Below are 12,721 nucleotides of genomic sequence, written 5' to 3' on the forward strand. Positions count from 1 at the left end.
TAAAAATCATGAAACGAATATATTTCTATTGTTTATCTATTGTAATTGCATTATTGCTTCAGAACTGTGATTTGGTAGATTTTACAGATGTTAATAATCCAAATGTTACCGAAGATGTATTCATCGGGCTTGAAAGTGCGCCGGAAGAAACATTAGCTGGACTGGAACGTCAGATGGCGCAAACTTTAAACAGAAACATAGAGTTTGGTGAAATTCTATCAGATAATTATTTTAATAACCGATCGCTAAGCAGTAAAGTTTTCGATAAGCTAACTATCTTAGATTCTGATCAGGATGTAAGATACTTTCAGCAACAAATACATGCACTAAGGGAATTGGCTCTGTTGGGTATTGAAAAAGTACTACCGGCTCATCCTACAACAGACGAAAACATTGTAGGAGAATATTATTTCTTTAAGGGTATGTCAGAATTATTTGCTGGCGAATATTTCACCTATTTTCCTGTTTCTGTTAGTGGTGAGATTGTATCTTCGCAACAAATCCTTCAATTGGCTATTGAAGATTTTGATATTGCCATTAGTAAATCTTCTGACGATGAAAAGTTAACTTCATATAAAATAGCAAAACTAAGAGCTTTATACAACTTGGGAAATACGAATAAAGCTCTAGAACTTGCAAATGAATTGGCATCAAAAAATATGAACTTTTACCGTTCCGCAGCATACGACGGTTTAAATGGATTAAACAATTCATTTCAGTTTTATCTTTTCGATTCGGAACAGGACGAATTTGCTCCGCTTCCTTCTTTAGATTTTTTAGACCCAAAGTTTTTTAACTTGGGATCGCCAACTACAGAACAGCATGAAGTTGCCTATCTGAAAATGGAAGAAGTTTATTTGGTTAAGGCAGAAGCTGAGTTGGCATCTTCAAACATACCAGAAGCTAAAACGGTATTAAAAACACTCCTGAAAATCGTTGATGCACGACCTAAAGTTAATCTTGACGATTCAAGGGAAACAAGAAGCGGTGGAAACAGAGAATCCTTCTTCTCAACAGATCGCGGATCATATCCTTTAACTGCCGATTACGTAGTTAGTTTTGCAGGAGACGATAAAGAATATACGAACCTGATTTTAGATCGCCAAGAAGGTGATATTATTGCTCACCCAATCTCGGGAACATCTGTTTCTGATGCTGTTATTGATGAAGCTCTTTCTGAAGACGAAGTACTTTACTTGATTTATAAAATGCGCCAGGAAATTTTCATTTCCGAAGCTCGCAGAGTTATTGACCTTGGAATTAAATTACCCATTGCCGATTTTGAAGCAATTAGCAATACCAATGTAACTTCTGAACATCTGGTAGCACAAATTCCTGATTTTATCTCAAACTTGGATTTATCTGGTTATCCTCTAGATAATTTTACTAATGATTTAATCAACAAGAAGATTACTATTGACTATGATTTTAACAAATTTCTGGTGAACAACAAGAACACCTCCGAAGTGGTTCCGTTTTTTTAATTTGGCCGAATATTTTATATCAGTATTATAATGAAACTAGCATGATCAAAATAACCAATACCGTGTAAGTTTAATAATTATTTTAATCATGCTAGTTTCAAAAATTTACCTTATTACCCTTCTTTTTGCATCTGAAAAAATTCTAAAAACAAAGTCTAAACGGTTTCTTAATAGCCTGTATCTTAGCTAATGCCATCAACAAAATAGGATATTGTCTTCTCATAAGTATTGGAAAATACTATCTTGCAATATGAAACTAATTCTCGCCATCATTTTAACATCACTCGCTTTAAACAATCCAAGTTCCTTCAAATTTCTACAACTCAAATATCCAAGGGTACGTAATGCTTACGCTGAAAAAGAGCAAGGAATGCTTAAAATTCTCGAAAGCAAAAACATAAAGACCAATCAATTGGAGGTGTATTTGCGTGCCTTTAAATTCGGACAAAAAATTCAGCTTTGGGGCAAAAATAAATCTGACACTAAATTCAAGCTGCTCAAGGAATACAAGGTGTGCCGAAAATCCGGTAAGCTAGGTCCTAAAAGAAAGCAAGGCGATCTTCAGGTTCCTGAAGGTTTTTATTACATCGATAGATTCAACCCGGCAAGTAATTTTCATCTTTCTTTAGGAATTAATTATCCCAACAAATCAGATTTGGTATTTGCTGATAAAAGCCATCCGGGAGGAGATATTTTCATTCATGGAGCTTGTGTAACGGTTGGATGCTTGCCAATTACCGATGATAAAATCAAAGAATTGTATATTTTCTGTGTAGAAGCCAAAAACAACGGACAAAACAAGATTCCTGTTCACATTTTTCCAGTAAAGCTTTCTGATAAAAATTTGAAGATACTTCTCTCCAAATACAGGAACGATACAGATAAGGTTAATCTATGGAAAGCATTAAAACTTGCCTACGATGGTTTTAACCATTCAAAGCAAGTTCCTAAAATCAAATTTCTGAGCAATGGAAGGCATCAATTTGAGGCTCTCAAAAGTAACTAGTGAAACCCCAGTGATATAACATCAAACTTCTATGACATATCAAACTCGTTCCCATTACAAGATTTGTGTGTATTTGTTGATTCCCTTTACAAATCTAAATTGTTCGGATTAAAATCCGTAGCTCCAAAAGCCCTGATTGCAAATCAGGACTAGCAATGTGATTCTGGCTGAATATCACAAAACAATCTACTTTCTGCGTGAATCTGCGCATATTTATCTGCCTCCATCAGCGATGAAAAATGATAATTCCAATCAAGTGAAGAAATACAAATGCCAAGGAAAGAAAGGGACGCTAGCCTAATATCTTATTAGAAAAACAAGCGTTGGTAGAAGAAAAGGGGCACTAGCCCTGCCATCTTCAAAATGCAGCTCGGCCTAGGAAACCATTGAAACCCTCACCCGCGTATCAGCATCAAAGAGCTTTGACATGCCAAACAAGTTCCAGTTACAAGGCAGGTGATTAAGAGGAATAAATAAAGATTTATTAACAAAAAAAACAGTTGTCGACTTCCAATACACCTAAGAATATTTTATTTTCGAATTTTAGTACTGACCATTTACCCACTATATATGTTTTTTATCCTCGGAATATGCATTGCCATTTTTTTGGTTCTCCTTCTCTTGTTCAAAAAAAATAAATCCAGAGCAGACAGGATCTTAAGTTTATGGCTAGTTTTAATGGCAGTTCATCAAGCTATTTTCTACCACCTAATAAGTGGGCAAACTTATGAGTATCCACACCTTTTAGGGATTAATTTACCCCTTCCTGTTCTACATGGAGTGTTACTTTACTTTTATGTATTGGAAGCTACTGGCAAAGGAAATATCAAAGTGAAATATAAACTCATTCACTTAACTCCATCAATATTTCTAGCGATATTGGCCATTCCTTTTTTTATTCTATCAGCTGAAGAAAAAATATATGTCTTCAAAAATGATGGAGTTGGTTTTGAATGGTATCTTTTGATTCATCAGTTTCTAATGATTACTTGCGGAATAACATATTGTATTTGGGCACTCATTCTAATAAAAAAACATCAAAAAAACCTTAAAGACAATTTCTCAAATACCGATAAAAAAGAATTGCAATGGTTAAGATATTTAACCTTCGGACTTAGTTTAATATGGATTTTAGCTATTTTTTTTGATGAAAAAGTTGTATTTGCAAGTATAGTGGTTTTTATTTTGTTTATTGGAATATTTGGAATCAATCAAACAAATATTTTCAAGGCTGAGATAAAAGAATTCGAATCTGAAAATGGATCACAAGCTAAACCCCAATCCAAGACTCTATCTGCAAACGAAATTAAAAAAAGATATGCAAAATCAGGACTAAGTAGTGTCATGTCTGATAAAATCTATCAGCAATTAAAAGAAATAATGAGGCAAGAAGCCATTTACAAAAATGATAACTTAACTCTGAATGAACTGGCTAAATATCTCTCAGTTCATCCAAATCATTTATCCCAGGTAATCAACGAAAAAGAACAAAAGAACTTTTACAATTACATCAATACACTCCGAATCGAGGAGTTTATTAAATTGGCATCATTGCCCGAAAACAAAAAATACACCATGATTTCATTGGCATTTGATTGCGGATTTAACTCAAAATCGACCTTTAATAAGCATTTTAAAGCATTTACATCCAAAACACCAACAGAATACTTTAAAACAGACAAGACTAATAATTAAACAATTACAAATACTAACCTATAGGCACGCACTTCTAATATGTCCGTACTTATAAGCACAGCCTTTAAATGGTTTTTAATTATAGAGTTTTGTCAGAGCTTAAAAATTAAACTTTAATAGGGGAAATTGAAATGAAGAAAATCTTAACGACAGTCTTAATTGTTGTATCTGTTTTAACCGGGAGATCTTATGCCCAAGAAAATTTCACGCTTAGCGGTACCATAAAAGATGCAAAAAACGGAGAAACACTTTTGGGTGCTTCGGTTTATTTTAAAGATACCAACATTGGAGTAATGAGCAATGAATATGGCTTTTATTCATTAACCGTTCCCAAAGGCAAATACACGCTTTGCGTATCTTATCTTGGATATTCCGAATCGAAAAAGGAAATACTCCTTAACAGAAATCAGATCGTAAATTTTGAAATTAATGAGAGTAGCACCGAACTACAGGAAATTGTGGTTAGCGGTGAAGAAACAGAACGAGCGAACATCAGCATTCCACAAATGAGTGTTGCCAAATTGAAATCGGCCACCATAAAGCAAATGCCTGTAGTTCTGGGTGAAACCGATGTGCTTAAATCTTTACAAGTACTGCCGGGAGTAACCAATAGCGGTGAGGCTTCGAGTGGTTTTAATGTAAGAGGTGGTGCAGTTGACCAGAATTTGGTGATGCTCGACGAGGCAATTATCTATAACACCTCTCACCTTTTGGGATTCTTTTCGGTTTTTAATGCTGATGCCATTAAAGATGTAAAACTTTACAAAGGAGGAATACCTGCAAAGTTTGGCGGCAGAGTATCCTCTGTTCTGGATATTCGGCAGAAAGATGGTAATAGCAAAAAATTTAGCATGAATGGAGGTATTGGAGCCATTTCGAGCAGGCTGGCAATGGAAGGCCCCACTTTTAAGAACAAAGGTTCTTTCCTGGTTGCAGGGCGTGGTTCATATGCCCACTTGTTTTTAAAGTTAACAGATAATGACAACAGCGCCTCTTTCTACGATTTGAACCTAAAAACTCATTACGAAATTGATAAAAAGAACAAGCTATTTCTTTCGGGATATTTTGGCCGCGATAATTTCAATATTTCGGATGCTTTTAAATACAGTTATGGAAATTTATCGGGCAATTTACGATGGAATCACATTTTCAACGATCGGCTATTCTCTAATCTATCGCTGATTTATAGCAAGTATGATTATGAACTCTCGTTAAATTTCATGGAATTTGATTGGTGGTCGGATATCAAGAACTACAATTTAAAGTATGATTTTAAATATTATGCGAGCAACAAATTTAAGCTTGATTTTGGAATCAGTGGAATTGCCTATGATTTTAATCCTGGTGAGATCAGTCCAACTTCAGAGACTTCGGCCATTAATTACGACATTTTGGAGCAAAAAAAGGCGCTGGAAAGTGCAGCTTATATTAATGCAGAGCACAAACTTACTTCAAGCTTAACTCTTCAATACGGCTTGCGTTATTCATACTTCGCAAGGTTGGGAGGACAATTCTTATACAATTACCAAAATGACCTTCCTGTTGTTTACAACGAAACTTTAGGCATTTACGAGAGAGGAATAGAAACAGGTACTACGAATTACGATGATTCTGATATCATAGCAGATTTTGACAATTGGGAGCCCAGATTGGCATTGTTATTCAAGTTAAACGAATCAGCATCCATCAAGTCGGCCTACTCCAGAACCACGCAGTACATTCACTTGTTATCCAATACCACATCTGCAACTCCATTAGATGTTTGGACTCCAAGTGGTAAATTCATAAAACCTCAATTGTCCGATCAATATTCCATTGGCTACTTTAAAGATTTTAAGGACAATATCTACTCATTGGAAGTAGAAGCATATTACAAAACTGTTGACAATAGAATTGATTATATCGATGGATCTGATCTGATTGGAAATGATCATATCGAGACGGAAATCTTAAATGGAGAATTAAAATCCTATGGCCTTGAATTCATGCTTAGAAAAAATGAAGGTAGATTTACTGGCTGGTTGGCTTATACTTGGTCAAAATCTGAGCAAAGAACCCCAGGAGGAAGATCTGGAGGACTAGGTATTAACGACGGAGAATGGTACAATTCGGGTCACGATAGAACCCATGATATTTCGTTAACCGGAACATATAAGATTAATGACAAATTGACTTTTAGCTCAAATCTGATATTCCAAACAGGAAGGCCGGTAACCTATCCGAATGGACAGTATCAGTACGAGGATCTTTCAATAGCTAATTATGCCGCTAGAAATTCTAACCGATTGCCTGCATACCATCGTTTAGATGTGGCATTGAGCTACAAACCCAATCGCAAGCCTAACAACAGGTGGAAAGGAGAATGGGTTTTCGGAATTTACAACCTATACAATCGTCACAATGCTGCTTCAATTTCATTTGGACAGAATATCGACACAGGAATTAATGAGGCAACCCGAACGGCTATTTTTGGAATTGTTCCATCAGTTACTTACAACTTTAAATTTTAAGATCATGTTCAAATATATATTCATCCCAATAGCAATTAGTCTTTTACTGTCAACTTCGTGTACAAAAGTGATAGATGTTGATGTACCGGAAGCTGAGCCCAGACTTGTAATTGAAGCATCTATTAATTGGAAAAAAGGAACAACAGGTGAAACACAAACAATTAAACTTAGCAAGTCAACACCTTATTTTTCAGAAAATCAAAATATTGAAGTTACTAATGCCATTGTTAGTGTTACCGATAATACTACCAATCAAGTTTTTGATTTTGTGGATCAAAATAATGGTGACTATATATGCGAAAACTTTGTTCCCATTATTAACCGATCTTACACCCTAAATATCAATGCAGAAGGAGAAAACTACACTGCCGAGGAAAGGTTAAAATCGGTGAGTGGAATAGCAAGAATTGACCAATCGGTTGATGGAGGTTTCGATGATGAAGCAATAGAACTCAATCTTTACATTCAAGATCCACCAAATGAAGTCAACTTTTACATGATTAAAACTTTCGAACGAGGCGATCTACTTCCCGAGGTATTTGATGTGAAAGATGAATTCTTCGATGGCAATGAAATAAAGCTTTTCTGGGAAAAAATGGATGATGATGATACCAATGAAGAAGAGTTTGAGCCTGGTGATATTGTTGATATCGAATTGTATGGTATATCAGAAGCCTTTTACAACTACATTAAAATCTTGGTTGAACAAACTCAATCGGGTGATCCATTTAGTACAGTTCCTGTTGCCTTAAAAGGAAATTGTATCAATTCCTCAAATCCTGATAAAGCACCTTATGGATTTTTCAGATTATCGCAATATGATGAAATGAATTATACAGTTCAGTAAAAATTAAAATCCTGGCCTAAGTGTCAGGATTTTTTCTTATTATTGCAGTTCATGAATAGAACAAGTATTTCTACATATCATTCGGAGTCCGCATACTAGGCAAGTCTTCTGGTTTACCACAAATCAACTTGCCGCAACTTCACTCATAGCATCATATAACTTGATGCCTAAATTTTTATACATTAAATTTCAGTGAAATTAATTCAGCTAACACTTATTAGTTGATGACTAATGCGAACACAATGAATACTTTAAATAAATTGGGATGGTCAGATTTTTTTGAATCATCTCTAAACAATATCGACCATCAGAAAATGACAATTGGTAGGGTATCAACAGTAAATAAATCGAATTGTATTGTAATCCACGAAAGTGGCAGTAAAACTTGCGAGTTAGCAGGGAATCTTCTGTTTGGAATGGAGGAGAATGAAAAGCCAAAAACCGGCGATTGGGTATTGTTTCTAGATTATGGCGATTTAGGCATTATATCACATGTGCTTCCCAGAAAAACCTATCTTTCTCGAAAAAAGGCAGGCAAAGAAATCGCAGAGCAAATTATTGCCACAAATATTGATTATGCCATAGTGGTTCAATGCCTCGAAATTGGTTTAAACCTGCGCAGGTTGGAGCGTACTTTGGTTCAGCTACAAAACTGCAATATTGAACCTATCATTCTGATTAATAAAATTGATTTGCAAATTACTCCTGATCAGAGGGAAATCATGAATTTTATGGAGAACACTTATGGTGCAATTCCAATAAGTGCCGCTAGTCAATTCAATTTGAAATTGATTCAAAGTAAAATTCATTCTGGTAAATCCTATGTTTTTATAGGAGCATCCGGTGTTGGAAAATCATCCATTATCAATGCTTTTCATAAGGAAAGTGATCTAAAAACAGGAGCGATTAGCCAAGCAACAAACAAGGGAGCACATACCACTACTTCCAGAGAATTGTATGTTCTAAACAATGGAGGTATTGTTATTGACACCCCTGGAACCCGTGAATTTGGACTTACAAGTTCAAATGCAGAATCCAGCACATCAGGATTTCATGGCATTGATGATTTGGCAAAAGATTGTAAGTTTCAGAACTGCACACATACAAACGAGAGAGGGTGTAAAGTGTTAAAAGCTGTGGAGAATGGGCATATTTCGGATGAAGAATATGAAAATTTTATGCGACTTAACAGAGAAATGGAACATTATGCCAGTAGTACACAGGACAGAAAACAAAAAGGCAAGAATCTTTCGAAAATCATTAAAAACATGAAGAAATTGGGTTACAAAAGCCGATAAACGATTTGAGACTGTTTCTTTTACAGAGACAGTCTCATTTTTATAGTATTGGCACTGTATTTTCTTTGACAATCTATTAAACTATACTCGTGCCATTGAGAGAAAACCTTCGAATATCAATTCCTTTATCGAGTATGTAATTTCTGTTTACAAGTGAGTACAGCATTTCTCGTGCAAAATATGGTGCCAAAATTACCCCTTTCGTTCCCAATCCATTAAAAACTGCTATATGTTGATTATCTGGATGACAACCCAATACAGGACGACGATCGGAAATCGCCGGGCGAATTCCTGACCAATGATTTAGAATTTTGAAAGGCTGATCAATCAGTTGTTCCAAATGTGAAAGCAAATCAGCTTTTGTATCTAAAACTGTTTTACAATTTTGTTTTGAATAATCGTAAGTGGCTCCTACTTTAAAATGAGAATCACCCATTGGCATCACAAACAGATTCTTGTCTATGATATAATCCTCGGCCAAATTATCGCATTCAATTTCGATTAACTCACCTTTGGTTGGAGTAAAAGGAATATTCTTAAAATAAGGATTTTTAGTTGCATGATGCCCTTCGCAGAAAACAATGGTTTTGGCTGTTACTCCTCGCCAGGTTATATGACCGTTGATGAAACCAATATCCTGATACTTAAAATTGGCTTCAATTAAATTTCCATTTGTCTTGAAAAAGCTTTTTAATTCAGATAACAGCTTAGCCAAATCAACGTATCCCGATTTACTTAGCCTATCGAACAAATTAAAATTATCAATTCCACGCTTTATCCAACTTGTGTCGGCACTTTCCATGTAGTCCGAGAAATCACCATCAAAAATACGTTCGTTCCAAACTCGTATTTCATTTTCGCTAAGAGGTTCAGTAAAATCAATTGGGAAAAGAAACTGTTGTCCAAGTTCCTCCTCTATATCTTTATAAAGATTGGTCATTACAGGCAATAGCTCGTCAACATTCCAATGCTTTGCAAGCTTATCAAAAATGGCTGGATTGTATCTTCTGGTTGCCATATCCGAAGCCATACTTTCATCAGGACTTGATACAATTTTAAACTTTAATCCTGCTTTATACATGTCATAAGCTAACAAAGAACCTGCGATTCCTTGTCCAACAATTAGGAATTGATTTTCCATAAATAGTTTGTAGTTTAAGTCGATTGTTTTTTATTTACGCCTTAATAGCCTAAATGTTTCTTTTTAGTTACAAAGCATACAACAAGCTCCTACACTCCTAATTATTTTAACGTGAGTTCGACGTAAAATTCTATCCATAGAAAGTTATATTTGGGATAGATTTGCATTAAAAATTTGGAAAGAATAGCGGGCTATTTTGAGGAATTTTTAATGTGAAAATGTCGTAAAGAGAACTTTCCATTATGTGTTTGCCTGCTTTCGGCATAAATTTCCTCAAATCTTCTTGAAATATCCCGATATTCCTTCGAAAATTTGAGAAAATTTCTACTCAAAATCAGATCAAACTGTGAACGAATTTTACGTCGAACTCACGTTATTTTAAGAATCTCTTAATATCAATTTCTTCTGATAAAGGATAATCACTTACCGATAAAAATCTTGACATTTCGCGGGCAAAATAAGGAGCCAGCATTACCCCTTTCGTGCCTAAACCATTAAAAATGGCAATGCGCTCATGTAATGGATGTATGCCTAATATGGGTCGTCGATCTGATACCGTTGGGCGAACTCCTGCCCATTGGTTAAGAACCTTGTACGGCAAATCAATTAACTCCTCTAATTTGCTTAACAAATTGCTTTTTGCCTCTTCTGTTACTTCTTCATTCAACTTATCCCAATCGTAGGTAGCACCTACTTTAAAGCGATGATCACCAACAGGCATTACAAACATGTTTTTGTTCAGGATATATTCTTCCTGTAAACCTTCGCAGTATATCTCAAGCAACTCACCTTTGGTAGGCCTAAAGCCCAAATCACCAAAATATGGATTATCAACTGCTCTGTATCCTTCGCAAAACACGATTGTTTGGGCCATAAGACCATGCCATGATATCTGATCATCGATAAATCCCAAATCTTTATAATCAAAATAGGAATCGATTATTAAACCTTCCTTCTTGAAAAACTTTCGAAGCTTCTTCAACAACTTTGGCACGTCAACATATCCCGAATTTGTAATCTTGCCATAGGAATACTCTCCCTTAATTCCTTTGCCCACATTATTTATACCGATATCAGCAATGTAATTGGCTAAATTATCTTCCCCTCTCCGCTCCTGCCACATTTGTTTTTCTTGCTCGGTAAGTGGTTTTATAATGTTCTTCTCATACACAAATTTATGTCCAAGCAATTTCTCCAGTTCCCTATACGTATCAAACATTACCGGCAAACAATCATCCACCATCCAACTCTTTGTTAATCGTTTAAATACAATTGGATTGAACAAACCCGCAGCAATATCCGAAGCCTTTCTAAGTTCAAGACTTGATATGATTTTAAAGTTTATTCCAGTCTTATACATGTTATATGCAAGCAAAGAACCAGCTATTCCTTGTCCAACGATTAAAAACTGTTTGTTCATCTTAAAGTGTGAATTACTTTGGGTGTAATAAGTCGATAAAATAATGAATTCATCAATAAACCTAAACATTTTCGATTAAATAAAGACTCAAAACTCCTTTTTTATTCGCATTTGCTTTGTGATTTATCCAAATGAACTATTTTTGCAATATTTATTTATTCTAAATAGCAATAAAACAAAGCTTCAAATCCCAAAACACAAACTACAGAGCACTTAATTAGTTTAATAAGCATGAGCTTGGGCATTTAAAGCTGGAATACTTGACATTTAAAACATGCAACTGTACAATAAGCTAAGCAAAGAAGTACTAATAAAGGAAATGGAAGCCGAAAACTTTCAGCGCAAAACCATTTCATTTTATAGATATGTGGATTTTGAAAATCCACAGGAATACAGAGATGAATTATTTAAGAAATGGTTTGATTTAAATTGTAAAGGTCGAATTTACATTGCCAAAGAAGGAATTAATGCTCAAATGAGTGTGCCTGAGCACAATTTGGATTCCTTTTTTGAAGATATGAATAGTAGAAAAGAGCTTGCCGAAATGCCAATTAAATGGGCAGTTGAGGATGATGGCAAATCATTCTATAAACTTACAATAAAGGTACGTTCTAAAATTGTGGCCGATGGTTTAGACGATAATGCTTTCGATACAACCAATGTGGGCAAACACCTCTCTCCTGTTGAGTTTCATGATGAACTAAGCAATCCAAACAATATTGTTATTGATATGCGCAATCATTACGAAAGTGAGGTTGGTCATTTCGAAAATGCGGTGTGCCCGGATGTTGATACCTTCCGCGAAGAAATCGACATGGTGGTTAAAGACTTTGCAAAAGATAAGGACAAGAAGTTTTTATTGTACTGTACTGGTGGAGTTCGTTGCGAAAAAGCCAGTGCTTATTTAAAACATCATGGTTTCGAAGATGTTAACCAACTGCATGGTGGTATTATTGCTTATGCACAAAAAATCAAACAACTGGGTTTAAAATCGAAATTCAAGGGAAAGAATTTTGTGTTTGATGAACGCTTGGGAGAAAGCATTAACAACGAAGTAATTGCCAAGTGTCATCAATGTGGCAAGCCTTGCGATACGCATACCAATTGTGCCAACGACGATTGTCATTTGCTATTTATTCAATGCGACGAATGCCGCGAAAAATATAGTGGTTGCTGTTGCGATGAGTGCAAAGAGATTATAGAACTACCAAAAGAAGAAAGGGTAAAACTGCGTGAAAAATTTCAAGATAAATACAGCAAAAGCCAAATTTACAGACAACGAATAAGACCTAAGCTAAAAGATATTGCAAAAGACTAGAA

General features: G+C 35.3%; 9 protein-coding genes. 7 read left to right on the plus strand and 2 right to left on the minus strand.

Going from position 1 to position 12,721, the window contains the following annotated elements; translation table 11 throughout:
• Positions 1-8: 8 nt before the first annotated feature.
• The 6 genes from ACO05S_RS00545 (at position 9) to rsgA (ending at position 8,840) form a co-directional block, all read left to right on the plus strand.
• The gene (locus tag ACO05S_RS00545) at positions 9-1,484 is read left to right on the plus strand and encodes a hypothetical protein (RefSeq protein ID WP_421919602.1); all 1,476 of its coding nucleotides are present in this window, start codon (positions 9-11) and stop codon (positions 1,482-1,484) included.
• A 250-nt stretch (positions 1,485-1,734) separates the two neighbouring features.
• The gene (locus ACO05S_RS00550; protein ID WP_421919603.1) at positions 1,735-2,490 is read left to right on the plus strand and encodes a L,D-transpeptidase family protein; all 756 of its coding nucleotides are present in this window, start codon (positions 1,735-1,737) and stop codon (positions 2,488-2,490) included.
• A gap of 678 nt (positions 2,491-3,168) precedes the next feature.
• Positions 3,169-4,185, plus strand: coding sequence for a helix-turn-helix domain-containing protein (locus ACO05S_RS00555; protein WP_421919604.1), 1,017 nt, complete (start codon positions 3,169-3,171; stop codon positions 4,183-4,185).
• 131 nt (positions 4,186-4,316) lie between these two features.
• Positions 4,317-6,695: a TonB-dependent receptor gene (locus ACO05S_RS00560; RefSeq protein ID WP_421919605.1), complete on the plus strand. Its 2,379-nt coding sequence runs from the start codon at positions 4,317-4,319 to the stop codon at positions 6,693-6,695.
• A 4-nt stretch (positions 6,696-6,699) separates the two neighbouring features.
• The gene (locus tag ACO05S_RS00565; RefSeq protein ID WP_421919606.1) at positions 6,700-7,542 is read left to right on the plus strand and encodes a DUF4249 domain-containing protein; all 843 of its coding nucleotides are present in this window, start codon (positions 6,700-6,702) and stop codon (positions 7,540-7,542) included.
• A gap of 242 nt (positions 7,543-7,784) precedes the next feature.
• Entirely contained in the window at positions 7,785-8,840 is a 1,056-nt protein-coding gene (gene rsgA, locus ACO05S_RS00570; protein ID WP_421919607.1) for a ribosome small subunit-dependent GTPase A, read from the plus strand.
• A 76-nt stretch (positions 8,841-8,916) separates the two neighbouring features.
• Here the strand turns inward: rsgA and ACO05S_RS00575 are convergent, their stop codons facing one another.
• Both ACO05S_RS00575 and ACO05S_RS00580 read right to left on the minus strand, forming a co-directional pair.
• A complete protein-coding gene (locus ACO05S_RS00575; protein ID WP_421919608.1) occupies positions 8,917-9,981 on the minus strand; it encodes an NAD(P)/FAD-dependent oxidoreductase in 1,065 nt (354 codons plus the stop codon).
• 373 nt (positions 9,982-10,354) lie between these two features.
• Entirely contained in the window at positions 10,355-11,401 is a 1,047-nt protein-coding gene (locus ACO05S_RS00580) for an NAD(P)/FAD-dependent oxidoreductase (protein ID WP_421919609.1), read from the minus strand.
• 274 nt (positions 11,402-11,675) lie between these two features.
• Here ACO05S_RS00580 and ACO05S_RS00585 point away from each other — a divergent pair, with 274 nt between their 5' ends.
• Positions 11,676-12,719, plus strand: coding sequence for a rhodanese-related sulfurtransferase (locus ACO05S_RS00585; RefSeq protein WP_421919610.1), 1,044 nt, complete (start codon positions 11,676-11,678; stop codon positions 12,717-12,719).
• Positions 12,720-12,721: the final 2 nt, after the last annotated feature.

Source organism: Marinifilum sp. (assembly GCF_965230805.1).
Classification (GTDB): Bacteria; Bacteroidota; Bacteroidia; order Bacteroidales; family Marinifilaceae; genus Marinifilum.

Coding starts and splice junctions, on each gene's coding strand:
- ACO05S_RS00580 (WP_421919609.1), bottom strand. CDS start 11,401: ATGAACAAACAGTTTTTAATCGTTGGACAAGGAATAGCTGGTTCTTTG.
- ACO05S_RS00575 (WP_421919608.1), bottom strand. CDS start 9,981: ATGGAAAATCAATTCCTAATTGTTGGACAAGGAATCGCAGGTTCTTTG.
- ACO05S_RS00585 (WP_421919610.1), top strand. CDS start 11,676: ATGCAACTGTACAATAAGCTAAGCAAAGAAGTACTAATAAAGGAAATG.
- ACO05S_RS00555 (WP_421919604.1), top strand. CDS start 3,169: ATGGCAGTTCATCAAGCTATTTTCTACCACCTAATAAGTGGGCAAACT.
- ACO05S_RS00545 (WP_421919602.1), top strand. CDS start 9: ATGAAACGAATATATTTCTATTGTTTATCTATTGTAATTGCATTATTG.
- ACO05S_RS00560 (WP_421919605.1), top strand. CDS start 4,317: ATGAAGAAAATCTTAACGACAGTCTTAATTGTTGTATCTGTTTTAACC.
- rsgA (WP_421919607.1), top strand. CDS start 7,785: ATGAATACTTTAAATAAATTGGGATGGTCAGATTTTTTTGAATCATCT.
- ACO05S_RS00565 (WP_421919606.1), top strand. CDS start 6,700: ATGTTCAAATATATATTCATCCCAATAGCAATTAGTCTTTTACTGTCA.
- ACO05S_RS00550 (WP_421919603.1), top strand. CDS start 1,735: ATGAAACTAATTCTCGCCATCATTTTAACATCACTCGCTTTAAACAAT.